Origin of the sequence: Sinomonas gamaensis, assembly GCF_005876955.1 — a bacterium.
GTDB lineage: Bacteria > Actinomycetota > Actinomycetes > Actinomycetales > Micrococcaceae > Sinomonas > Sinomonas gamaensis.
The window spans coordinates 1-23,353 of the sequence record NZ_SSCL01000018.1; the positions used below are offsets into that span (position 1 = coordinate 1).

A 23,353-nucleotide genomic window follows, 5' to 3' on the forward strand; every position below is an offset into this window, starting at 1 on the left:
ATCCAGGCCAACGCCCAGCCCAACTGCACGGGGGTGCAGCAGACCAGACAAAATCAGCCATCAAAAAAATGGCATCGAATCGAACATGGCACACTATTGAGTTCTCAAACAACCGGTCCACCAGGAATACCGGACTTTTTTTCCGGCATCGCCCCTGCGGAACGAGGTTCTAATTTACCTTCCCATTCGCCATTTCGCAAATCCGCGGATCATCCGTGAATTATGCGTTGCGGCCGATCAGTGAAGGATTTTCGTCTCCGCTCAGCGGCGGCGACTCGAAATACTGTACACGCACCCGTCAGAGGCGGCAAATCCGCCCAGACCCCCGGGCGTGTCGCGCAGGAGTCTGGGCGGATGAGGTGCTACAGCCGCCGCTAGGAACAGCGTTGCTCAGCTCGTCAGGACGGCCGTCGCGAGGTTCTTCTTGCCACGGCGCACCAGGAAGTAACGGCCATGGAGCGCCTGCTCCGAATCCACGACCGCCTCCGGGTCCGTGACCTTGATGTTGTTGACGTAGGCACCGCCTTCGCCCACGGTCCGGCGTGCGGCGGACTTGCTGTCAGAGAGGCCCGTGACGACGAGAAGATCGATGATCCCCAACTGCGACGGCGTGACGGCCGCGGTGGTGAGCTCCGCCGTCGCCGCCTCCAGGGTGCTTTCATCGAGCACGCCGAGGTCGCCGTTGCCGAACAGGGCCGCCGATGCCGCGATCACCTTCTCCGTCGCGCCGACGCCATGGACGGTGGAGGTCACCTCGAACGCGAGACGGCGCTGCGCCTCCCGCGCGAAGGGTCGATCCTTCACCGCGGATTCGAGCTCCTCGATCTCGGCGCGGGTGAGGAAGGTGAAGACCTTGAGACGATCGATCACATCGGCATCAGACGTGTTGAGCCAGAACTGGTAGAACGTGTACGGCGAGCACATGGATGGGTCGAGCCAGATGGCGTTGCCCTCGCTCTTGCCGAACTTCGTCCCGTCGGCGTTCGTGATCAGCGGCGTGCCGAAGGCATGCACGCGCTGCCCCTCGACCTTCCGGATCAGCTCCGTGCCGCTCGTGAGATTGCCCCACTGGTCAGACCCGCCGGTCTCCAGGACGCAGTTGTACTGACGGAACAGCTCGAGGTAGTCCATCCCCTGAAGGATCTGGTAGCTGAACTCGGTGTACGAGATGCCCTCGTCGGAGGCGAGCCTAGACGCGACGGCATCCTTGCCCAGCATCGTTCCCACGCGGAAGTGCTTGCCCACGTCCCGGAGGAAGTCGATCGCCGAGAGCGGCGCAGTCCAGTCCAGGTTGTTGACGATCCGGGCAGCGTTCTCGCCATCGAAGCTCAGGAAGCGCTGGACTTGGGCCTTGAGGTAGCCAACCCACTCCGCGACCGTGTCCTTCGTGTTCAAGGTGCGCTCCGCCGTCGGCCGCGGATCACCGATGAGGCCCGTGGAGCCGCCCACGAGCCCCAACGGCTTGTGCCCAGCGAGCTGAAGCCTGCGGAGCACGAGCAATTGGACCAGGTTGCCGAGGTGCAGGCTCGGGGCCGTGGGGTCGAAGCCGCAGTAATACGTGATCGGATCCCCGGCGAGAAGGGCCTCGAGCTCGGCCTCGTCGGTGGAGACGTGGATCAGGCCACGCCACTTGAGCTCCTGCCAGATGTTCGGGAAGCTCGGATCGTTCTTCTGCGTATCGAGTACTGTCTGCGGCACGGCTTCTACGGTATCAGTGACCGGCGTCCGTCAGCGGGCTGCGAATTCCGCCTCGATCCCCGATGGCAGGGCCTCCGAGGCGATGAGCCGCAGGCGCTGCGTCGGGCGGGTCATCGCGACATAGAGATCGCCCACGCGGCCATGATGCTCGTCCACCATCCGGCCCGGTTCGAGCACCACGACGCCGTCGAATTCGAGGCCCTTCGCCTCCCGAGGGTCGATCACCACGATGTCCTGCTCGAAGCTCCCCGCGCCCGAGCCAACCCGACGCCCGTAGACCTCGCTGAGGGCGGAACGGGCCTTCTCGACGAGCTCCTCGGGCGCGATCACGGCGACCAGACCGCCATCGGCCGCCTCGAGCTCCTCCGGCATCGTCTGAACAAGCCGGCCCACGACGTCGCCGTCCCCCACGCGATCCACGATCGGCGGCCATTGGCCCTCGCGTACCGCTTTCGGGGCGGAAACAGTCAACCCAGCGGCGGCCGCCATGCGGGCCGCTGCCTCCGCAATCTGGCTCGGCGTCCGGTAGTTGACCGTGAGCTCCTCGAGCCGCCAGCGGTCGTCGAAGAACGGCGTCAGGGCACCGCTCCACGACGAGGCACCGGCGGCGGCACTCGTCTGGGCAATGTCGCCCACGATCGTGAAGGACTTCAGCGGGCACCTCCGCACCAGGAGACGCCACTGCATGTAGGAGAGCTCCTGCGCCTCGTCCACGATGATGTGGCCGTACGCCCAGGTGCGGTCCCCCACCGCACGTTCGGCCGCGGTGAGCCTCGCGTCGCGCGACTCCTGGAGGTCGGCGAGGTCCTCGGCGCTGACCACGCCGTCGATCCCCTGCTCCCGCAAAGTGCTGTCGAGATTCGCGAGCGTGCGCTCGGCGTTCTCCAGATCCCGCTTCCGCTCCGCCTCCCTCCGGGCGGCTTCCGTTCCGCCTGCTGCGTCCATCTCCCCGAGGAGCTCCGCGGCCTCGTCGAGGAGCGGCACATCCGCTTCCGTCCAGGGAGCGTCGGCCGGCCGCTCCAGGAGCTCGCGCTCCTCGGGCGTGAAGCCCGAGGCGACGGCGTCGAGGAGGGCGCGCTTCGAGAACAATTCGGTCAGGAGCTTCTGCGGCGTGATCGGCATCCAGCACAGGTTGAGAGCTACCCGGACGTCCCGTGACTGGCGCACGTCCTCCGCCAGATACGAGCGGTCCGCGTTGTTGCCGACGCTGGACGCTTCCAGCTTCGTCTGCAGCTGCTCGGTGAGCTCCCGCAGGAGGATCTTGACGAAAGTGTTGCGGGCCTCGTTGTACGGCTTGCCCGTCGCACGGGCCTTGTCGCGCGCGCGGCGGACCTGGCGTGGGCTCAGCACGAGCTTCTGGCCCTCGACGTCGAGGATCCGATCGGAGGCCGGAATGCGCTGCCGGTTCGCGACCGCCGCACTCACCAGGTCCACCATGCGCTTGCTCCCCTTGAGCTTCGCGACCCGCGGGTCCTCCTCCGGGACAGCACTGATGCCGGGCATGAGGCGGCCGAGGCTCGACATGACGACCCCAGTCTCGCCGAGGGAGGGAAGCACCCGCTCGATGTACTTCATGAACGACGGCGATGGCCCCACCAGAAGCACGCCGGCAGACTTGAGCCGCTCTCGGTGGCTGTAAAGGAGGTAGGCCGCGCGGTGCAGCGCCACCGCGGTCTTGCCCGTGCCCGGGCCGCCCTGCACAACGAGGGCCCCTGGCATGGGCGCGCGGATGATGCGGTCCTGCTCGGCCTGGATCGTGCTGACGATGTCTGCCATGCGGCCGGTGCGCTTCGAATTGAGTGCGGCGAGCAGGGCGCCTTCGCCCTGATGGTGCCCGGCCTCCTCGAGCATGTCGGCATCCAGGATGTCGTCCTCGATGGCCTTGACGTCCCGGCCCTGGAGGATGAGGTGGCGGCGCCGCCTCACGCCCTGGCGGTCGAACGCCGTCGCCTGATAGAAGTGGCTCGCCTCGGGAGCCCGCCAGTCGACCATGAGGCGCCGCAGGTCCTCGGTGCTGAGCCCGATGCGTCCGATGTACTGCGCCTCGCCGCTGTCCAGATCAAGCCGGCCGAAGACAAGCCGATCCTCCACCGCATCGAGCTGCGCGAGCCGGTCCTCGTACATGGCGGCGAACGCGTCACGCTCTGAAATGTTCTGCACGGAACCGATCGCTCCCGCCTTGCGCACGGCAGCGAGCTGGGCGCGCTTCTCATCGCGCAGCTCATCGAGCCGGTGGTACAGCCCCTTCACGTAGTCGCGTTCGTGGGCCAGATCGGCGTCGGGCATCGGCATGTTCCCCTTACTGCAATGACGGACCGTCCATTTTACAGCGATTTGAGTGAACATGCCGCTAACCGCATAGTGCGGCGTGCTGGCCGCCCCCTCGCGCCGATCACAGGTCGATGCGCTGGAGGGAGTGGACCTCGTGCCCAGCGAGCGCTGCCCGTCCACCGAGCCCTGCGAGTTCGAGGACGACGCCGATGCCCACCACGTGCGCGCCCGTGCGCTCCATGAGGCGGGTTGCCGCCGATAAAGTTCCTCCCGTGGCGAGGACGTCGTCGAGCAGGAGGATGCGGGAACCCGCTGGCACGTCCTCCTCGTGCACCTCGATCGTCGCATTGCCGTACTCGAGTGCGTAGTCCTCGGAGAGGGTGGTCCGCGGGAGCTTGCCCTTCTTCCGCACGGTGATCACGCCCGTCTTGGTCGCGTAGGCCGCGGCCGCCGCAAGCAGGAACCCACGCGCTTCGACGCCTGCTACGAGGTCGAATCGGCCGACGAAGGGCTCGGTCAGAGCGTCCACCATGGCCCGCAATCCCTCGCCGTCGGCGAACACCGGCGTGAGGTCCTTGAAGGTGATTCCGGGCTTCGGATAGTCCTCAACAGTGGCGCACAAACGGTCGAGGATGGCGTGGATGGGCTCACGGGCTGCGGATTCGGCGGTCACCGTTTCACGTTAGTCGAAAGTTCATTTCCACATAGGCCCATTCGGCGGTCTGGAGGCCATTGGCGGGTGCTTCAATGTCCGCATCCATCACACGCTGGCCCTTTCCGGGCATGGGATTGGCCTGCTTCCGCTCGCGCCCCTGCACGCCTAGCAGCTCTTCCCGCTCATCGACGCTGGGCTCTGGTCCGGCACGGCGGCACCGCGCCCAGGAAGCCCCGAAGCTCTTTCACGGCTCTCAGCGGACGACGGCGTTCCCTGCCGTGCGCGCTCGGGTCCGCGGCTTCGCTGCACGATAGGCGGAAACGCTCGGTTCGCCAGGGATCCAGAAGCGCCACGGGTACTCCGCCGAACCTCCTGCGCCCGCGACGCCCACCCGGGGGCCATTCAGCACTCCCGCAAGGCGGTGGGCGGGCGGCTCCAGCCTGAACTCCCCGCCGTCGAGGGCCGCGCCATTGTGCTCGCGTGCGATGCCGAGCGCCTGCGCGAGCCGGGCAGGGCCCCGCGCGAGCTCCGCATCCCGTCGCGCCGCGGCCCTGCGGGAACGGGCGAGATCGATCCCCTCCACGATCTCGCCGGCCCGCAGCAGACACCCAGAGGAACGGCCGACGGGGCCGCAGACGATGTTCGCGCAGTAGTGCATCCCGTACGTGAAGTACACGTAGAGCCGCCCCGGCGGCCCCCACATGACCTCGTTCCGGGCAGTTCGGCCGTTGTAGGAGTGGGAGCCCGGGTCGGCGTGCTCCGAGTCCCGGTGGCCGCGGTACGCCTCCACCTCGGTGAGTCGGACGCCCACGGTTCCCTCCGCCGTCGTATGCGTCAGAACGCCGCCCAGAAGGTCAGGGGCGACTGCCACTGGGTCGCGGTGGAGCCAGTGGACGAGCTCGTTGTAGTCCATAGAAGAGGCGACGTCCATAAATGGGGCGGCCTACTTGAATGCGAAGGCCGACGGCCAAGGCCCAATCTCTGGCAGCGGAACGGCCTGACCCTCGTGCTCTGCCCTGACCGCTCCGCGGCCTATTTCGCGTCCCGCAAGCCACGCCGCGAGGTCTTGGAGCCTGCCCTCGACCACCACGCCGTCCGAGCCCTCTCCCAAGGTGATGCGCTCTCCGCCTTGGGTACGGAGAAGGAACGTCTCCCCCTCGGGCACCCGAGGCTCGAGGAAGTCGAGGAGGTGGTGGCAGAAGTCGCCGGTCCATTCCTGCTGGGTGCAGCCCGTCCCGAGGTCGCTGTGATGGATCACGAGCTCCCGCCAGAGGGCGAGGGCAGCGTCCCGGACCACTCCGTTCCGGAAGCGCACGGGCGCCTCCCACTGCTCCGGCTCGAGCGACTCGAAGGCGGCGAGCACTCGGTCGAGGGCCGACCCCACTCGCTCGCGATACTGCTCCGCGCTTGCGCCGGCTCCTTCTTCGATCGCCCGGTCACGGGCCGCTTGGCCGCCGTCGTAGAGGTCGACCTTCTCCCCGCGCTGGGCGTACTCGACCTGCCGGGCAAGGGCCAGGCAGATTCCCTCGAGATGCGCCAGCACGTGACCGCGGCTCCAGCCGGGAAGCTCGGAGGGATGCCCCACCGCATCGTCCGAGAGGCGTTCGAGCTCATGGCGCACCCCCTGGGCGGCAGTGTGGAGCTCGTCAAGGAGGCGTTCGTCGGTGAGGGCAGCAGCTTTGGTTCCCATGCCTTCAGAGTAGCTACTCGAGGCCCTCGAAGATGTCCTTCAGGAGAGGCAGACCGCGTTCGCGGGGCGGCCAGGCCTGGACGAAGTACTCGCGGGACGCGATCGAGAGCCATGTCTGCCGGGTCACCGGTCCTTCGAAGAGGGAAAGCCGCTGGCTGCGGTGCTCGGCGATGCCGTCGACGACGTGCTCGACGACGGCGCGGGTGTCCACCCGGATATCGATGAGCTCGTCCGGGATTCCGCGGAAATGGTAGACGAGCGTGGGATCCCAGGGCGACATTCCGGCGCGGATGCGCGCGCGGTTGATCCGCTCCCAGGCGGACTGCTTGATCGCCGCGTGAAGGAGCCGCTTCAGCCCGCGGCCGCCGTCGCCCGCCAGCGATGCGAAGGCGACGTCCGTCGCGTGGCCGACGACGATGTGGTCCGGGTGGCCGGTGATCCCGTCCGGCCCGAACGTGAAGACGACGTCGGGACGCTCGTCCAGGAGAAGCGACCTGATGGTGGAGACCAGGGCGCCGAAGTCGGCTCTCGCCAGCGCGCCGTCATCGTAGCCGAGCCACACATGGCGGTCTGGAACGCGCCCGTGCGCCTTCCACGCACGCTGCGCCTCGAGCCGGCGGACGACTCCGAGGGTCGCCGGAGTAGCGTCCACCTCTGGAGCGATCTGTCCTGCGGCCCCGTCGGTCGCGTGGATCAGCACAAAACGGAACACCGGCTCGTCGCCGTGGAGGGCGACGGAGCCGGCGATGCCGAATGCGTCGTCGTCGGGATGGGCGACGACAAGCATGAGCGTGCGGGATGTCGGGTGCGACGACATGCCACTGATGATGCGCTGGGTGTTCCGCCCGAGGAAAGGGCGGAACACCTCAGTTCACGAACTGGCGCGCCTCCGCGAGCTGGGCCTTGAGCGCCTCGAGCTGGCGGGCAACGGCCGACGGCGCCGTGCCGCCCTGTGCGCTGCGGCTCGCGAGCGAGCCTTCCGTGCTCAGCACCGAGCGCACCTCGGGGGTGAGGGCCGCGCTGATGTCCGCGTACTCCTCTTCCGTGAGGTCCCAGAGCTCGACCCCACGGCTCTCAGCCCTCCGCACGGCCGCGCCCGAGAGCTCATGCGCCTCGCGGAACGGAACGCCCTGGCGGACCAGCCACTCCGCGATATCCGTCGCGAGGGCGAACCCCTGCGGCGCGAGCGAGGCCATGCGCTCGGTGTTGAACGTGAGCGTGGCAATCATCCCCGACACCGCCGGGAGCAGGAGCTCGAGGGTGTCGGCCGCATCGAAGACGGGCTCCTTGTCCTCCTGCAGGTCGCGGTTGTACGCGAGCGGCAGTCCCTTGAGGGTTGCGAGGAGTCCCGTGAGGTCACCGATCAAGCGCCCGGCCTTGCCGCGCGCGAGCTCGGCGACATCGGGGTTCTTCTTCTGGGGCATGATCGACGATCCCGTGGAGAAGGCATCGTCCAGCGTGACGAAGGAGAACTCCTTCGTGGCCCAGAGGATGACCTCCTCGCTGATCCTCGAGAGGTCGACACCGATCATCGCCGCGACCCACGCAAACTCGGCGAAGACGTCCCGCGAGGCGGTGCCGTCGATCGAGTTGTGCACGGCCGAGTCGAAGCCCAGGTCCGCAGCGACGGCCTCGGGATCGAGGCCCAGCGACGAGCCCGCGAGCGCGCCCGAGCCGTAAGGCGAGACCGCCGCGCGCCTGTCCCAGTCCTGGAGCCGCTGCACATCCCGAAGGAGGGCCCACGCGTGGGCGAGCAGATGGTGGCTCAGGAGCACCGGCTGCGCGTGCTGGAGATGTGTCCGGCCGGGCATTGCTGCGTCGGGGTGGGCCTCAGCCTGGCCGACGAGCGCATCCACGGTGTCGAGGACGCCGCGGGCGACGATCCTCGCGTGGTCGCGGAGGAACATGCGTCCCAGCGTGGCGACCTGGTCGTTGCGGGAGCGGCCCGCGCGGAGCTTGCCGCCGAGCTGGGCGCCCGCGCGCTCGATGAGGCCGCGCTCGAGCGAGCCGTGCACGTCCTCGTCGGACTCGGCCGGCTGGTAGGCACCCGAGGCGACATCGGCGTCGAGCTCATCGAGCGCCGCCAGCATTCCGGCGAGCTCGACGTCGTCGAGCAGGCCTGCGCTGTGGAGGACGCGCGCGTGCGCCCGGGACCCTGCGATGTCGTACCGCGCCAGTCGCCAGTCGAAATGCGTGGACTTGCTCAGTGCGGCGAGGGCGTCCGCCGGACCCCCGGCGAAGCGCCCGCCCCAGAGTGCACCCTCGTTCGTACCAGCCACGCCGGCTACTCCCCCGCGACCCGCTGGTCGCGCCCCGAGGCCACCTTGGAGGCCATGCCCCAGATGTCGATGAAGCCCTTCGCGCTCGACTGGTCGAACGTGTCGCCCGTGTCGTAGGTCGCGAGGCTGAAGTCATAGAGAGAGGTGTCGGAACGGCGGCCGTTCACCACTGCCGTGCCGGCGTGGAGGACCATGCGGATATCGCCCGAGACGTACTTCTGGCTGTCGTCGATGAAGACGTCGAGCGCGCGCTTCAGGGGCGAGAACCACTGGCCGTCATAGACGAGCTCGGACCAGCGCTGGCCCACGGTGGTCTTGAAACGGGCATGCTCCCGCTCGATCGTCACGTCCTCGAGGTGCTTGTGCGCCGTGATGAGGGCCATGGCGCCGGGGGCCTCGTAGATCTCGCGGCTCTTGATGCCCACGAGGCGGTCCTCGACGACGTCGATGCGGCCCACGCCCTGAGCGCCGGCGCGGCGGTTGAGCTCCTGGATGATCTGCAGCGGGGTGTGCTCCACGCCGTCGAGGGCGGTCGGCACGCCCTCCTTGAAGGTGATGGTGACCTCGTCCGGCGCCGGCGGGAACTCCGGGCTCTGCGTGTAGTCGTAGATGTCCTTCGTGGGGGCGTTCCAGATGTCCTCGAGGTAACCCGTCTCGATGGCGCGGCCCCAGACGTTCTGGTCGATGGAGTACGGGTTCTTCTTCGTGGTGACGATCGGGAGGCGCTTCTCCTCGGCGTACGCTATGGCCTTGTCCCGGGTGAGAGCGAGGTCGCGGACCGGCGCGATGCACTTGAGGTCGGGGCCGAGGGTCTGGATGCCGACCTCGAAGCGGACCTGGTCGTTGCCCTTGCCGGTGCAGCCGTGCGCCACCGTCGATGCGCCGAACTCGCGCGCCGCCTTCACAAGGTGCTTGACGATGACAGGTCGCGAAATCGCCGAAACGAGCGGGTAATGCCCTTGGTAGAGGCCGTTCGCCTTGAGCGTCGGCATGCAGTACTCGTTCGCGAACTCGTCCCGGGCGTCCGCCACGTAGGCTTCGACCGCGCCGCAGCCGAGCGCGCGCTGGCGCACCGTCTCCAGATCCTCCCCGCCTTGCCCGACGTCCACGGCGACGGCGATGACTTCGGCGCCGGTCGCATCCCCGATCCAGCCGATGGCCACGGACGTGTCCAAGCCGCCCGAGTAGGCGAGGACAATACGATCCTTCACGTTTTCTCCTTGAGATGACTTGAATGCTTGTTGAATAGTTACGAATGATTATTCAAAAGTCTACATACCTATGCAGCACCCTCGCACGCGGTGCGCGCCACATCCAGCTCGATGTCCCAGCCTTGGCTGTTTCCTTCGTATGCCGCTCGGCGGTCGGCGTCGCTCCCGGGCAGCGACGCGAAGCCGCTCTCCACGACGCTCAGCCTCGCCCCGCCGTCGACCGCCTCGACCGAGAACTCAACGAGAGTGGACCCCGCCCCCTCGCCCACCCAGCGGAACGCCGCCCGAGCGGGCGGCTCGAGGGCGACGGTGAGGATCCCGAAGTCTCCGTGGACCGGGTCGCGCACGAGGCTCACGTCGCCGTCGCGCTCGATCTCATGGGCGCGGTACTCCCCGTCGTTGATGAACCAGCCCGGCTCGGACACGAACTCGAACACGCGGTCGGCCGGGGCTGCGATGTCGATGGACTTCTCGATGCGGTCGAAGACTGCGAGGTCGGTCGAATCAGTCATGGCCCCATCGTCCCGCCCCGGCAACTTCCTGTGAAGCTCAGGCGCCTTGAGACGCGAGCTCGAGGAAGCGAGCAGCCACCGCCTCCCCGCCGTCGGGGTCGCGCGTGACGATCACGACCGTGTCGTCGCCGGCAATCGTGCCCAGAATCGCCGGGATCACGGAGTGGTCGATGGCCAGCGCGAGGAAGTTCGCCGCTCCCGGCGGTGTGCGGAGCACCACCATGTTCGCGCTCGCCTCCGCCGTGACCAGGAGCTCGGCGCACAGCTTCGCGAGCCTCGCGTCGAGCACCTCGGGATCCAGCCCCGAGCGCGGGCTCCTGTCCCCGCCTTCCCCGCGCACCGCATACACGAGTCCGCCATCGGCGCCGCGCACCCGCACGGCGCCGATCTCCACGAGGTCGCGGGACAGCGTCGCCTGGGTGACCTGCACGCCGTCGTCCGCCAGAAGCGCGGCGAGCTCGGCCTGCGAGCGCACCGACTGGCCAGCGAGGAGCAGCCGGATGCGGGCCTGGCGCGCGGCCTTCGTCTGCGGGGCGGGGCTGGACGCGATGCTCAACTAGCCCTCCACCATGGCCTGGCCCGAGCGGTGCAGGAGCCACGCGAGGAGGGCCTTCTGCGCGTGCAGACGGTTCTCCGCCTCGTCCCACACGACCGACTGCGGGCCATCGATCACCTCGGCGGCGACTTCGTAGCCCCGGTACGCCGGGAGGCAGTGCAGGAAGATCGCGTCAGGGGCGGCCAGCTCCATCGCTGCCGGGTCGATGCTGTAGTCGCGGAAGAGCGTCATACGCGCCTCCTTCTCGGATTCCTGCCCCATGGAGACCCACGTGTCGGTCGCCACAACGTCGGCACCCTCGAGAGCGGCCGCAGGGTCGACCGTGACGAGCACCGAGCCGCCCGTCTCAGCGGCGACGGACTCCGCCTCGGCCACGATTTCCGACGCTGGGAGGTAGCCCGCGGGACCGGCGATCCGCACATGCATGCCCGCCGTGACCCCGGCCAGCAGATAGGAATTAGCCATGTTGTTCGCCGCGTCGCCGAGGTACGCCATGGTGAGGCCGGCGAGTTCGCCCTTGTGCTCCCGAACGGTCAGGAGATCGGCGAGCAGCTGGCACGGGTGGTAGTCGTCGCACAGCGCGTTGACGACCGGGACGCGCGAATTCGCGGCCATGTCGACGAGGCCCTGATGGGCGCCCGTCCGCCAGACGATCGCCGCGACCATCCGCTCGAGCACACGCGCCGTGTCCTCGACGGATTCCTTGTGGCCGATCTGGCTCTCACCCGGATTGATGATGAGCGGCGTGCCGCCCAGATCGGAAATTCCGGTCGAGAACGAGACGCGGGTGCGTGTCGACGTCTTGTCGAAGATGACGGCGACGGTCTTGCGCGCCGAATCCTGGGCCGCGAGGGGCTGGACCGAATAGGGTTCGGCCTTGAGGCGGAGCGCGAGGCTGAGGACCTCTGCCTGCTCGGCGGGGCTGAGGTCGGTGTCCTTGAGGAAGTGCCGGACGGTCTTCGCGGCGACTTCGGTCATGATGCCTCCTTGGTGGTGAGCGCTTCGGCTGCGGTGGACACGAGGTCCGGCAGCGCGGCAGCGAAGGTCTCGGCCTGCTCGATGCTGAGGATGAGCGGCGGCGCGAGGCGGATGGTGCGGGGACCGGGCGCGTTGACGATGAAGCCTGCGTCGAGGGCGGCATTGACGACGGCGGCCGCGAGGTTGGCGTTCTGCGGAACCGCGGCGACGTCCCCGCCCGGGCCTGTCAGGTCGAAACCGATGAGGAGGCCGCGCCCGCGTACCTCGGAGACCTCGGGGAGGTCCGCGAGCCTGGAGCGCAGCTCGTCGCCGACGGAGCGCACATGCTCGAGGAGCCCCTGGCTCTCGATGGTGTGCAGCGTCGCCAGGGCGGCGGCGGTGGCGACCGGGTTTCCGCCGAAGGTGGTGCCGTGCTGCCCGGCCGTGAGTAGGGCGCTCGTCTCCGCGCCGAAGGTGATGAGGGCACCGATCGGGAAGCCGCCTCCCAGGCCCTTGGCGAGGGACATCGCGTCCGGCAGGATTCCCGAGTCCTCGATCGCGAACCACTGCCCCGTCCGGCCGATACCCGTCTGGACCTCGTCGACGATGAGCAGGGCACCGGCCTCTCGGGTGATCCGCCGCGCCTCGGCCAGATAGCCGTCGGGGAGCGGGATGACGCCGGCCTCGCCCTGGATCGGCTCGAGGAAGAGCGCCTGCGTGGTCTCGTCGACTTCGTCACGGAGCGCGTCGAGGTCTCCGAACGGGATGTGCACCACGCCGCTCGGGAGCGGCGCGAACGGCTCGCGGTAGGCCTGCTTCGCGGTCAGGGCGAGCGCGCCCATGGTACGCCCGTGGAAGGCCCCCTCGAGCGCGACGATCTTGGTGCGGCGGCCGCCCTCCGAGTTGCGGCGTGCCAGCTTGAACGCGGCCTCGTTCGCCTCCGTGCCGGAGTTCGCGAAGAACACCTTCGAGCCGGCGGGCGCGTGGGCGATCTCAAGGAGCTTCTCGGCAAGCGCCACTTGGGTTGGGCTGGTGAAGAAGTTCGAGACGTGGCCGAGAGTGGCCAGCTGAGACGAGATGACGCTGGTGACGAAGGGATGCGCGTGGCCGAGGGCGTTGACCGCTATGCCGCCGAGCAGGTCGAGGTACTGCTTGCCGTCGGCATCCCAGACGTAGCAGCCCTGACCGCGGACCAGGACTCGCTGGGGTGTGCCGAACACGCCCATGAGGGAGTTCGAGTAGCGGGCGAGCCAGGACTCGCCGGTCGACGTGCCGACCAGCTCCGAGACAGGCCTGGCTTCGGGGGTGCTGGAGGTGCTCATTGGGTCCCTTCCTCGTCTGGCACGACCTGCGTTCCGACACCCGCATTCGTGAAGATCTCTAGCAGCATGGTGTGCGGGCTTCGCCCGTCCACGATCGCCGCGCGGTCCACGCCTTCCGTGACCGCCTTCAGGCACGCGCCCATCTTGGGGATCATTCCCGACTCGAGCGAGGGCAGCATGTCCCGCAGCTCCGTCGCCGAGATCTGCGACACGAGGGAGTCCTTGTCCGGCCAGTTCCGGTAGAGGCCCTCGACGTCGGTGAGGATCACGAGCCGCGAGGCGTCGAGGGCCACGGCGACTGCGGCAGCGGCGGTGTCCGCGTTGACGTTGAGGACCTGTCCGGTGGGCTGGTACGCGCCGTCCGCTTCCCCCTCGACCTCGGGGGCCACCGTGGAGATCACGGGGATGCGCCCCGCCTCGAGGATGTCGTGGACGGCGGCGGGGTCGACGCCGACGACCTCGCCCACGAGCCCGAGGTCGACTTCCTCGCCGTCGACGACGGCGCCTGTGCGCACGGCACGCAGCAGCCCCGCGTCCTCGCCGGAAAGACCGACGGCGTACGGACCGTGGGAGTTGATGAGACCCACAAGCTCGCGCCCGACCTGGCCCGTGAGGACCATGCGCACCACGTCCATCGCCTCGGGTGTCGTGACGCGGAGACCGCCCTTGAACTCGCTCTCGATCCCCACGCGCTGCAGCATCGCGTTGATCTGCGGGCCGCCGCCGTGGACGACGACGGGCCGGATCCCCACGTGGTGGAGGAAGACGATGTCCTCGGCGAAGGCCCTGCGGAGCTCGTCGTTGACCATCGCGTTGCCGCCGTACTTCACCACCATGGTGCTGCCGGCGAACTTCTGGATCCACGGGAGCGCTTCGATGAGCGTCTCCGCCTTGTCCATGGCGAGCCGGATGTTCTGTCCTGCTGTTGCTTCAGTCATGAGCTTCCGATCAGCTCGAGTACGCGCTGTTTTCATGCACGTAGTCGTGCGTGAGGTCGTTGGTCAGAATGGTCGCCTCCGCCTCACCCGCGGCGAGGTCGATCTCGACGAGGACTTCTCGCGGTTCGAGGTCCACGAGCGAGCGGTCGTCCCCGATGCCGCCCTTGCGGCACACCTGGACGCCGTTGATCGCGACATTGAGCTCGTCCGGGTCGAAGACGGCGTCGGTCGTCCCCACGGCGGAGAGGACCCGACCCCAGTTCGGGTCCTTGCCGAAGATCGCGGTCTTGAACAGGTTCGACCGGGCGACGGCCCGGGCCACGATCTCGGCGTCGCTCTCGGAGGCGGCGTTGAACGCCCGGATGGCGATGTCGTGGCTCGCCCCCTCGGCGTCGCCGATGAGCTTGCAAGCAAGCTCGGCGCACACCTGGGTGAGCCCGGCGGTGAAATCCGGTGCGTCGGGCACGGCGCCCGAGGCGCCGGACGAGAGGAGGACGACCGTGTCATTGGTGGACATGCAGCCGTCCGAGTCGGCCCGGTCGAACGTCACGCGCGCCGCGTCGCGCAGGGCCGAGTCGAGGAACTCGGGGGCTGCCGCCGCGTCGGTGGTGAGGACCACGAGCATGGTCGCAAGACCGGGCGCGAGCATGCCCGCACCCTTCGCGATGCCGCCGATCGTGTACGGCGTGCCCTGTGCGTCCGCTCCCGTGAAGACGGCCTCCTTCGGCACGGTGTCGGTCGTCATGATCGCGACGGCGGCGTCATGCCCGCCGTCGTCGGCCAGAACGGCCGCGGCGGACTCGACGCCCGGAAGGATCTTGTCCATGGGCAGCTGCTCGCCGATGAGCCCCGTGGAGCACACCACCACGTCGCCTGCGGAGATCCCGAGGACCTCGGCCGTCTTCTCCGCGGTGCGATGGGTGTTCTGGAAGCCTTCCGCCCCGGTGCAGGCATTCGCCCCGCCCGAGTTGAGGATCACGGCGTCGGCGCGCCCGTCGGCGATCGCCTGCCGGGACCAGCGGACCGGGGCCGCCGCGACGCGATTCGAGGTGAAGACGGCAGCGGCGTTCCGGTCCGGGCCGTCGTTGACCACGAGGGCCAGATCGGGCTTGCCCGAGGCCTTGATCCCGGCGGTCACGCCGGCGGCCCGGAAGCCCTTGGGTGCGGTCACGGTCACGGGGCGACTCCCAGCTGTGCGAGGCCGGCGCCCTCAGGGAGCCCCAGCGCGATGTTCATGGACTGCACCGCTCCGCCGGCGGTGCCCTTGGTGAGGTTGTCGATGACGGAGCTCACGATCACCCGCCCGGCGTGCGGATCGAAGGCGAGCTGGATCGCCACGTTGTTCGAGCCGATGACCATCTGCGTCGCCGGCCACTGGCCCTCGGGCAGGAGATGGATGAAGGTCTCGTCGCCGTAGGCCGTCTCCCAAGCAGATCTCAGAGCGGAGGCGGCGACGCCCTCCTTCACGCGCGCCGTCGCCGTCGTCAGGATTCCGCGGCTCATGGGGGCAAGCGTCGGCGTGAAGGAGACCCGGACCGATTCGCCCGCGGCGTTCGACAGGCCCTGCTCGATCTCGGGAGTGTGGCGGTGGCCGCCGCCGACCCCATACGGGCTCATCGACCCCATGACCTCAGACCCCAGCAGATGGGGCTTGACGGACTTGCCGGCGCCCGAGGTGCCGGACGCGGACACGATCACCACGTCGTCGGCCTCAAGAAGCCCCGCGGCGAACCCCGGCACCAGCGCGAGCAGCGCCGACGTGGGGTAGCAGCCCGGAACGGCGATGCGGCGCGCTCCCTTGAGCTTCTCGCGTTGGCGATGGCCGCCGTCGAGCATCAGCTCAGGAAGCCCGTACGGCCACGTGCCGGCATGCTCGGACCGGTAGAACTTGAACCAGGCCTCAGGATCCTCGAGGCGGTGATCGGCCCCGGCGTCGATCACGAGCGTCGACTCGGGAAGCTGCGCCGCAACCTCGGCCGAGGCTCCGTGCGGCAGCGCGAGGAAGACCACGTCGTGGCCTGCGAGGTTCTCGGGGGTCGTCTCGACGATGACGCGATCGGCGAGCGACAGGAGATGCGGCTGGAGCTCGCCGAGCCGGCTGCCCGCACTGCTGTGCGCGGTAATGGCCCCGATCTCGATCTCAGGGTGATTGGCGAGCAGTCGGAGGACCTCTCCCCCGGCGTAGCCGCTGGCCCCGGACACTGCTGCGGTAATAGTCACCTGACCACTATAGGCAAAGTTATGCAGCGTTATCAATATTTATGCATTCGGCATTCGAGGGCGCGCCCCTAGGATGGGACGCGGACGAGAACTCAGGAAAGCTGTGCCGAAAGAGGAAACTCCATGATCAATGCCATCGTTGCCCGAGAGGCGGGAGGCCCCGAAGTCCTCTCCCTCACGGAGGTCGAGAAGCCCCAAGTCGGCCCCGGCCAGCTCCTTGTGAAGGTCGCCGCGGCCGGTGTCAACTTCATTGAGACCTACCAGCGCCGCGGCATCTACAACGTGCCCTTCCCCTTCACCCCGGGCGAAGAGGCATCCGGGACCGTCGAGGAGATCGGCGGCGGCGTGGAGGGATTCGCCGTCGGGGACCGCATCGCCACCGCCGAAGGGCGACGGACCTACTCCGAGTACATGGTCGTCGACGCCGAGAAGGCACTCCCCGTTCCGGAGGCCCTCGACTTGGAGACGGCCGCCGCGCTTCCCCTCCAGGGCATGACGGCGCACTACCTCATCAATTCGAGCTTCCGGGTGGAGCCGGGCCAGACGGTGCTCGTGCACGCCGGCGCAGGGGGCGTGGGCCTCCTGCTGATCCAGCTGCTCAAGGCCAAAGGGGCCCGCGTCATCACAACGGTCTCGACGGACCAGAAGGCCGCGCTCGCCGAGGGCGCCGGCGCGGACCACGTGATCCGCTACTCAAGCTTCTCGGAGCACGTGCGCGAACTCACCAACGGCGCCGGCGTCGACGTGGTGTACGACGGCGTTGGCCGCGACACGTTCGACGGCTCGCTCGGCTGCCTGCGCGTGCGGGGCTATCTCGTGCTTTTCGGTGCCGCGTCGGGTCCTGTCCCGCCAGTGGACCCCCAGCGACTGAACGCCGGAGGGTCGCTGTTCCTCACCCGTCCGACCCTCAAGCACCACCTGCTCAATCCCCAGGAGCGCCTGTGGCGGTCCTCGGAGATCTTCTCCGCCGCGGCCGACGGATCGCTGACCGTGCGGATCGGCGCGACGTTCCCGCTCGCGGAGGCCGCCGACGCCCACCGCGCGCTTGAAGGCCGCGCGACCACCGGCAAAGTCCTCCTGGTTCCCTAGCCCCAGCACTCCGTGAGCGACCCCCAGCTCGTCTCCCCCGAGGCTCTGGAGCAGCGGCACGGGCCGCAGCTCCCGGCATCGGCGCGAACTCCGCCCGCGCGGACGCTCCTCGACGTCCTGCTCGCGACAGCCGAGGCGTTTCCGGAATCCCCCGCACTCGACGACGGCGAGCGCGTGCTGAGCTACGCGGAGCTCCTCACCGAGGTCCGGGCTGTAGGCCGCCGGCTCCACGCCGCGGGGCTGGGAGCCGGGGACCGTGTGGGCGTCCGCATCCCCTCAGGGACGAACGAGCTGTACGTCGCGATCCTTGCGATCCTCCTGGTCGGCGCCGCGTACGTGCCCGTGGACGCGGATGATCCCGACGAGCGGGCCAAGCTCGTCTTCAGTGAGGCCGGCGTGGCGGGGATTGTGCGCAGTGGCTCGTCGCTCGTCGTCGACCGGAAGCGGCCCGCTCCGTTCCCCGATCCGCGCCTTCCCGGCCCCGACGACGACTGCTGGATCATCTTCACCTCGGGCTCCACCGGGACGCCGAAGGGCGTTGCCGTACGTCATCGCTCGGCCGCCGCCTTCGTCGATGCGGAGGCGCGGATCTTCCTGCGCAACGAGCCGATCGGCCCCGAGGACCGCGTCCTGGCCGGCCTCTCGGTGGCCTTCGACGCCTCGTGCGAGGAGATGTGGCTCGCGTGGCGCCATGGCGCCTGCCTCGTTCCCGCCCCACGTGCCCTCGTGCGCACCGGCATGGACCTTGGCCCGTGGCTCGTACAGCGCGGTATCACCATCGTCTCGACGGTTCCGACCCTCGCCGCGCTCTGGCCCAGTGAGGCGCTCGAGAACGTCCGGCTCCTCATCTTCGGCGGCGAGGCCTGCCCGCCCGAGCTCGCCCAGCGCCTCGCGGTGGAGGGCCGCGAGGTGTGGAACACGTACGGCCCCACCGAGGCCACCGTGGTTGCCTGCGCTGCTCAGCTGGGAGGCTCCGGGCCCGTGCGCATCGGCCTTCCGCTGGACGGCTGGGACCTCGCGATCGTCGACTCCCACGGCGTGCCCGTGCCCGAAGGCGGCGTGGGCGAGCTCATCATCGGCGGCGTCGGCCTCGCGAGATACCTCGATCCGGCGAAGGACGCCGAAAAGTACGCCCCCATGCCCTCCCTCGGCTGGGACCGCGCCTACCGTTCGGGCGACCTCGTGACCTTCGACCCCGCGGGCCTTGTGTTCCAAGGCCGCGCCGACGAGCAGGTCAAGCTCGGCGGGCGGCGGATCGAGCTCGGCGAGGTCGACGCCGCACTGCAGGCGCTCCCCGGGGTCGCGGGGGCCGCCGCAGCGGTGCGGACGACGGCGGCCGGGAACCAGGTGCTTGTCGGCTACCTCGCGTCGGCCGACGGTGGGGACCTGGATCTCGCAGCCCTCCGCGAGCGGCTCGCAAAAGCCCTCCCCGCTGCCCTCGTGCCGCTGCTCGCCGTCGTCGACCTCCTCCCCACGAAGACCAGCGGCAAAGTGGACCGCAACGCGCTCCCCTGGCCGCTTCCCGGCACAGACGAGGGATCGGGCGAGCCGCTCGATCTCCCGGAGGACGCGGCGTGGGTCGTCGCCCAGTGGGGGTCCGTTCTGGGGACCCCTGCCTCGAGCCTCGACGCGGACTTCTTCGCCCACGGCGGCGGCTCGCTCGCGGCGGCGCAGCTCGTCTCGGCCCTGAGGGTCCGGTACCCCACGGTCACCGTGGCCGATGTCTATGCCCACCCACGGGTCGGCGCGCTCGTCGAAGCCGTCACCGGCGGCGGTCCTGCGACCGCAGCTGCCGTCGTCGAGCGCTCGGTAGCCCCCGCCTCGGCGAGAACCCAGCTCGCCCAGACCCTTCTCGGCATCCCGCTCTTCATCCTCGTGGGGATGCGCTGGCTCACGTACCTCATGGCGGGGAACAACGTGCTCTCCGCCGCGGGCTTCCCGGGTGCGCCGACAGTCTCCTGGTGGTGGGTTGCTGCCTCGTGGCTCGTGTTCGTCAGCCCGCTCGGCCGCATGGCGATCTCCGTCGTGTCCGCGCGCCTCCTCCTCCGGGGCCTCGCCCCCGGAAGGTATCCCCGGTCCGGCTCGGTCCACGTGAGGCTATGGCTCGCCGAGCAGATCGCCGACCTCGCCCAAGCAGTGAGCCTCGCCAGCGCGCCCTGGGTTCCCTATTACGCCCGGGCGCTCGGGGCGAAGATCGGGCGCGACGCCGTACTTCACTCGGTGCCTCCCGTCACGGGGATGCTCGAACTCGGACGGGGGGCCTCGGTCGAGCCAGAGGTGGATCTGGCCGGGTGGTGGATCGATGGCGACTGGGTGCACATCGGGCCGGTGCGGATCGGCCCGGGTGCCACGATCGGTTCCCGGAGCACGCTCCTCCCCGGAGCTCAGGTCGGCGCGAATGCCGTGGTCGAACCCGGTTCCGCGGTGTCTGGCAGGGTCAAAGCCGGCCTGCGGGTCTCCGGCTCCCCTGCCGAACGGATCGGCAAGGCCAAGCAGGACTGGCCGGAGGCCGCCCATCACCGTGGACGGGTCCTCGAAGGCCTCTGGATCACTGTCTTTGCTGCCGCCTCCTCGCTTCTGGCCCTCATCCCGTATCTGTCGGCGTCTGCGGCGGGGGCGGTCCTCGTCTGGGCCGCGGCCGGGCATGCCAGCCTCCACGACGCTCTTCCCGCGATCCTCGCCGCAGCTCCCCCCGCGGCCGCCGTCTGGTTTGCCGCGAACCTCCTGCTCGTCGCGGGGTGCACACGGCTGCTCGGCCTCGGCCTGCGTGAAGGCACCTATCGCGTCCGCAGCAGGATCGGATGGCAGGTGTGGGCCACGGAGCGTGTCCTCGATCTGGCACGCGATCTGCTCTTCCCGCTCTACGCCAGCCTTTTCACTCCTACTTGGCTCCGCCTGCTGGGCGCCACCGTGGGCAAGGACGTCGAGGCATCTACCGTGCTCTTGGTGCCGAAGATGACGACGGTGGGGGACGGCGCGTTCCTCGCCGACGACACGATGGTCGCCTCCTACGAGCTCGGCGGCGGCTGGCTTCGCGTCGGTCCGGCCAAGATCGGCAAGCGGGCGTTCCTCGGCAACTCGGGCATGACGGCCCCGGGCCGCTCTGTGCCGAAGAACGGGCTCGTGGCGGTCCTTTCCGCCACGCCGAAGAAGGCAAAGACCGGTTCGTCATGGCTCGGCAGCCCGCCCGTGCGCCTTCGCCGCACGTCGCTCGAGACCGACACGTCCCGGACCTTCAGCCCGCCCGCCCGGCTCAAACTTGCCCGCGCCCTGTGGGAGCTGTGCCGAGCGGTGCCGGTGGTGCTCAGGGTGGCGATCGCCGCCGTCGTCCTCGCGGCGCTCGACTGGCTCGCCGCGCACTGGGGCTACCTCCTGACGGCGCTCGTGTGCGGCGCCGTCCTGCTGGCCGCCGGCGGCCTCGCAGCGGCGATGGCGACGGCGGCGAAGTGGCTCCTGGTGGGCCGGATCCGTTCCGGGGAGCATCCGCTGTGGAGTTCGTTCGTGTGGCGGAATGAGGTGGTGGACGCGTTCGTGGAGATGGTCGCCGCGCCGTGGTTCGCCCGGGCCGCCTCCGGGACCCCGGCGCTCGTCTGGTGGCTGCGGTCTCTGGGAGCGCGGATCGGCCGAGGCGCGTGGTGCGAGAGCTACTGGCTCCCCGAGGCGGATCTCGTGGAGCTCGGTCCCGGTTCCACCGTCAATCGAGGCTGCGTCGTGCAGACTCATCTCTTCCACGATCGGATCATGAGCATCGACGCCGTGCGCCTGCACGAGGGTGCGACTATGGGGCCCCACGGCGTCATACTTCCCGGAGCGAGCCTCGGTCCCGGGGCCACGGTGGGGCCTGCGTCCCTCGTGATGCGCGGCGAGTCCATCCCGGGCGGAACGTACTGGCGTGGCAACCCGGTGGGTCCGTGGTCAGAACCGAAAGTGCCGACCCGATGAGCCCCGACAACCGCACCGAAGACCCGTACACGCCCGGCCATGGAAGCAAGGCGTATCTGGTGAGGCGCTACGAGCTGGACCTCGACATCAGGCTCTCGAGCAACCGTCTTGACGGCCGAGCGCGGATCCTGGCGGCCGCGGCCGAGGATCTCGATGCGGTGGTGCTCAGCCTCGCCGGCCTCAAGGCCTCGAAGGTGAGGGTCAACGGTTCCAAGCCCGCCAAGGTCGCCCAGCGCGGCGACACTCTGGTAGTCCGGCCTGGCACCCCGATTCCGGCGGGAGCCGACTTCGAGCTTGATATCCGCTACGAGGGATCGCCCAGTCCGTCCCGTGGCCTCTGGGGCGATGTCGGCTGGGAGGAACTCGAGGACGGTGTGCTCGTTGCCGGGCAGCCAACGGGGGCACCCACGTGGTTCCCATGCAACGATCACCCGCAGCACAAGGCCACCTTCCGCATCGCGGCCACGGCGGACTCCGGGTACCGCGTGATCTCCAACGGTCTGCTCGTGGGGCAGCACCGGAAGTCGAGCCGGGAGACGTGGGTCTACGAACAGCACGAGCCGATGGCCCCCTATCTCGCGACCCTCATCATCGGCCGGTACCGGGAGCTCGAGCTGGGCAGGTGTGCGAACGAGGGCGCGCCGATGGTCACGGTGAGAGCCGCCATCCCGCCCATGCTCCACGTGGAAGCCCAGTCGGGGCTCGCGGATCAGGTGCGCATGGTCGAGCTGTTCACCGAACTGTTCGGGCCATACCCGTTCGCGGAGTACACCGTGGTGGTCACCGAGGATGAACTCGAGATTCCCCTCGAGGCGCAGACGCTCTCCATCATGGGCCGAAATCACATCACAGCGGATTGGGACGACCAGCGTCTCCTCGCCCACGAGCTCGCCCACCAGTGGTTCGGCAACTCGGTCACCGCGGCGAGGTGGCAGGACATCTGGCTCCACGAAGGCTTCGCCTGCTATGCCGAGTGGCTCTGGAGCGAGCACGCCGGGCTGGGGACGGCGCAAGAGCGCGCGACGGCCGCCTGGCGCCGCCTCGACAGCGGGCCGCAAGACCTCGAGATCGGACGCCCGGGGCCCGAGCTCATGTTCGACGATCGGGTCTACAAGCGCGGCGCGCTCACGCTGCATGCCCTGCGGATTGCTGTCGGGGATGCCCTCTTCTTCCGGTCGCTGCGCACTTTCGGGTCAGAGCACCGCCACGCGAACGCCTCAACCGAGGACTTCCTCCGGGTGCTCGATCGCGTATGCGCTGGCGTGCCCGGATTCAAGGCCCACGAGGTTCTCGAACGCTGGCTCTACCGGCAGGCCCTCCCGGGACTGCCGGACTCGGACGTCATCCGGACCTGAGCGCTAGCGCCGCCACGAACCCCTCCGGCAACCCGAGTCCGGCCGTGTCGATGTCGGTGACGCGGGGGTCGTCGAGGACCTCCACCGTAGCCGGATCTGTCCTGAGGCCGGATCCGAGTGCCTTGAGAAGGGCCTCCTTGCGAGCCCACAGCCGCGCAGCTGCAATGGCGGGCCGGGCGGCGAGTCCCAGATGACGGCGTTCGGCGGGCGAGAAGGCCGCCACCGGAATAGTGCGGCGCAAGTCCGCCACGGCGACGAGGTCCACGCCGATCGCGCGGCCGCCGTCGTCCCCGAGGCGCTCGACAGCGAAGAGGGCCCATCCGCCGGCGCGCGAAGCGCTGGCGGTCACGGGCACGGCGGAGACGGGGCCGCCGTCGTCATCCTCGCGGAAAGCGAAGCGCGGCGCGCCGTGCTCGCCCGCGCCGCAGTCGGGGCATTCGTACGCGGGCCGCACCCGTTCGGGATCGAGTGCCGCGGCCTGGGCCACGAGACCCCGCAGAGCACGGCGCGCCGCGAGGAATTCGTCCGCCCGCCGCGCATCGAGCATGGCCCGAGCGCGCGCGTCCTCCTCCGCCGTCGCCTCGCCGACGGGCCACGGCGGAGTGCACCCGAGCCAGAGCGCCCGGAGCATCATGACGTCGCCGTGGCCGCGCTGCGG

The 23,353-nt window shown here is 69.2% G+C and carries 20 protein-coding genes; 4 read left to right on the forward strand and 16 right to left on the reverse strand.

Going from position 1 to position 23,353, the window contains the following annotated elements:
* Positions 1-219: hypothetical protein (locus tag E5679_RS21105; RefSeq protein WP_212747002.1), on the forward strand; the 219-nt coding region annotated here is incomplete at its 5' end.
* A 171-nt stretch (positions 220-390) separates the two neighbouring features.
* On the opposite strand, the gene tyrS is transcribed toward E5679_RS21105, so the two are convergent.
* From tyrS to argC, 15 genes are all read right to left on the reverse strand, one after another.
* Positions 391-1,698 carry a tyrosine--tRNA ligase gene (tyrS, locus tag E5679_RS18140; RefSeq protein WP_138418511.1) on the reverse strand — a complete coding sequence of 436 codons (1,308 nt, stop codon included), beginning with the start codon at positions 1,696-1,698 and terminating at the stop codon, positions 391-393.
* A gap of 30 nt (positions 1,699-1,728) precedes the next feature.
* Positions 1,729-3,984 carry a HelD family protein gene (locus E5679_RS18145; protein ID WP_138418605.1) on the reverse strand — a complete coding sequence of 752 codons (2,256 nt, stop codon included), beginning with the start codon at positions 3,982-3,984 and terminating at the stop codon, positions 1,729-1,731.
* Between the two features lie 106 nt (positions 3,985-4,090).
* Positions 4,091-4,642 carry an adenine phosphoribosyltransferase gene (locus E5679_RS18150; RefSeq protein ID WP_249336217.1) on the reverse strand — a complete coding sequence of 184 codons (552 nt, stop codon included), beginning with the start codon at positions 4,640-4,642 and terminating at the stop codon, positions 4,091-4,093.
* A 235-nt stretch (positions 4,643-4,877) separates the two neighbouring features.
* Positions 4,878-5,555, reverse strand: coding sequence for a DNA-3-methyladenine glycosylase (locus E5679_RS18155; RefSeq protein ID WP_138418513.1), 678 nt, complete (start codon positions 5,553-5,555; stop codon positions 4,878-4,880).
* A 12-nt stretch (positions 5,556-5,567) separates the two neighbouring features.
* On the reverse strand, positions 5,568-6,314 hold the full coding sequence (locus E5679_RS18160; RefSeq protein WP_138418515.1) for a maleylpyruvate isomerase family mycothiol-dependent enzyme: 747 nt from the start codon (positions 6,312-6,314) through the stop codon (positions 5,568-5,570).
* Between the two features lie 13 nt (positions 6,315-6,327).
* Positions 6,328-7,131, reverse strand: a complete 804-nt coding sequence (locus E5679_RS18165) for a PIG-L deacetylase family protein (protein ID WP_138418517.1) — start codon at positions 7,129-7,131, stop codon at positions 6,328-6,330.
* A 49-nt stretch (positions 7,132-7,180) separates the two neighbouring features.
* Positions 7,181-8,593, reverse strand: coding sequence for an argininosuccinate lyase (argH, locus tag E5679_RS18170; protein WP_249336218.1), 1,413 nt, complete (start codon positions 8,591-8,593; stop codon positions 7,181-7,183).
* 5 nt (positions 8,594-8,598) lie between these two features.
* Entirely contained in the window at positions 8,599-9,804 is a 1,206-nt protein-coding gene (locus E5679_RS18175) for an argininosuccinate synthase (protein ID WP_138418520.1), read from the reverse strand.
* Positions 9,805-9,872: 68 nt separating this feature from the next.
* Positions 9,873-10,316 carry an SRPBCC domain-containing protein gene (locus E5679_RS18180; RefSeq protein ID WP_138418522.1) on the reverse strand — a complete coding sequence of 148 codons (444 nt, stop codon included), beginning with the start codon at positions 10,314-10,316 and terminating at the stop codon, positions 9,873-9,875.
* Positions 10,317-10,353: 37 nt separating this feature from the next.
* Positions 10,354-10,872, reverse strand: coding sequence for an arginine repressor (locus E5679_RS18185; protein WP_138418524.1), 519 nt, complete (start codon positions 10,870-10,872; stop codon positions 10,354-10,356).
* Positions 10,873-11,850 carry an ornithine carbamoyltransferase gene (gene argF, locus E5679_RS18190; RefSeq protein WP_138418525.1) on the reverse strand — a complete coding sequence of 326 codons (978 nt, stop codon included), beginning with the start codon at positions 11,848-11,850 and terminating at the stop codon, positions 10,873-10,875. It lies immediately after the preceding gene.
* Entirely contained in the window at positions 11,847-13,151 is a 1,305-nt protein-coding gene (locus E5679_RS18195) for an acetylornithine transaminase (protein WP_138418527.1), read from the reverse strand. The genes argF and E5679_RS18195 overlap by 4 nt, the downstream gene beginning before the upstream one ends.
* Entirely contained in the window at positions 13,148-14,089 is a 942-nt protein-coding gene (gene argB / locus E5679_RS18200; protein ID WP_138418529.1) for an acetylglutamate kinase, read from the reverse strand. Before argB ends, E5679_RS18195 begins: the two co-directional genes overlap by 4 nt.
* Positions 14,090-14,099: 10 nt before the next feature.
* Entirely contained in the window at positions 14,100-15,266 is a 1,167-nt protein-coding gene (argJ, locus tag E5679_RS18205; RefSeq protein WP_138418531.1) for a bifunctional glutamate N-acetyltransferase/amino-acid acetyltransferase ArgJ, read from the reverse strand.
* A complete protein-coding gene (gene argC / locus E5679_RS18210) occupies positions 15,263-16,309 on the reverse strand; it encodes an N-acetyl-gamma-glutamyl-phosphate reductase (protein ID WP_138418533.1) in 1,047 nt (348 codons plus the stop codon). Before argC ends, argJ begins: the two co-directional genes overlap by 4 nt.
* 123 nt (positions 16,310-16,432) lie before the next feature.
* Here argC and E5679_RS18215 point away from each other — a divergent pair, with 123 nt between their 5' ends.
* Genes E5679_RS18215 through E5679_RS18225 form a run of 3 tightly spaced genes read left to right on the forward strand, consistent with a single transcriptional unit; the run spans position 16,433 to position 22,695 of the window.
* Positions 16,433-17,398 carry a quinone oxidoreductase family protein gene (locus E5679_RS18215; RefSeq protein WP_138418535.1) on the forward strand — a complete coding sequence of 322 codons (966 nt, stop codon included), beginning with the start codon at positions 16,433-16,435 and terminating at the stop codon, positions 17,396-17,398.
* Between the two features lie 12 nt (positions 17,399-17,410).
* Complete coding sequence (locus E5679_RS18220) at positions 17,411-21,340, forward strand: Pls/PosA family non-ribosomal peptide synthetase (protein ID WP_171042440.1); 3,930 nt, start codon at positions 17,411-17,413, stop codon at positions 21,338-21,340.
* The gene (locus E5679_RS18225; RefSeq protein ID WP_138418537.1) at positions 21,337-22,695 is read left to right on the forward strand and encodes a M1 family metallopeptidase; all 1,359 of its coding nucleotides are present in this window, start codon (positions 21,337-21,339) and stop codon (positions 22,693-22,695) included. Before E5679_RS18220 ends, E5679_RS18225 begins: the two co-directional genes overlap by 4 nt.
* On the opposite strand, the gene E5679_RS18230 is transcribed toward E5679_RS18225, so the two are convergent.
* Entirely contained in the window at positions 22,682-23,329 is a 648-nt protein-coding gene (locus E5679_RS18230) for a 4'-phosphopantetheinyl transferase family protein (RefSeq protein WP_249336219.1), read from the reverse strand. The genes E5679_RS18225 and E5679_RS18230 overlap by 14 nt on opposite strands.
* Positions 23,330-23,353 lie beyond the last annotated feature (24 nt).

Bases quoted from the DNA above. Each gene is read 5' to 3' on its own strand.
- E5679_RS18145 (WP_138418605.1), bottom strand. From the start codon at position 3,984: ATGCCCGACGCCGATCTGGCCCACGAACGCGACTACGTGAAGGGGCTG.
- E5679_RS18155 (WP_138418513.1), bottom strand. From the start codon at position 5,555: ATGGACGTCGCCTCTTCTATGGACTACAACGAGCTCGTCCACTGGCTC.
- E5679_RS18160 (WP_138418515.1), bottom strand. From the start codon at position 6,314: ATGGGAACCAAAGCTGCTGCCCTCACCGACGAACGCCTCCTTGACGAG.
- E5679_RS18165 (WP_138418517.1), bottom strand. From the start codon at position 7,131: ATGTCGTCGCACCCGACATCCCGCACGCTCATGCTTGTCGTCGCCCAT.
- E5679_RS18180 (WP_138418522.1), bottom strand. From the start codon at position 10,316: ATGACTGATTCGACCGACCTCGCAGTCTTCGACCGCATCGAGAAGTCC.
- argF (WP_138418525.1), bottom strand. From the start codon at position 11,850: ATGACCGAAGTCGCCGCGAAGACCGTCCGGCACTTCCTCAAGGACACC.
- E5679_RS18195 (WP_138418527.1), bottom strand. From the start codon at position 13,151: ATGAGCACCTCCAGCACCCCCGAAGCCAGGCCTGTCTCGGAGCTGGTC.
- argB (WP_138418529.1), bottom strand. From the start codon at position 14,089: ATGACTGAAGCAACAGCAGGACAGAACATCCGGCTCGCCATGGACAAG.
- E5679_RS18215 (WP_138418535.1), top strand. From the start codon at position 16,433: ATGATCAATGCCATCGTTGCCCGAGAGGCGGGAGGCCCCGAAGTCCTC.
- E5679_RS18225 (WP_138418537.1), top strand. From the start codon at position 21,337: ATGAGCCCCGACAACCGCACCGAAGACCCGTACACGCCCGGCCATGGA.
- E5679_RS18230 (WP_249336219.1), bottom strand. From the start codon at position 23,329: ATGATGCTCCGGGCGCTCTGGCTCGGGTGCACTCCGCCGTGGCCCGTC.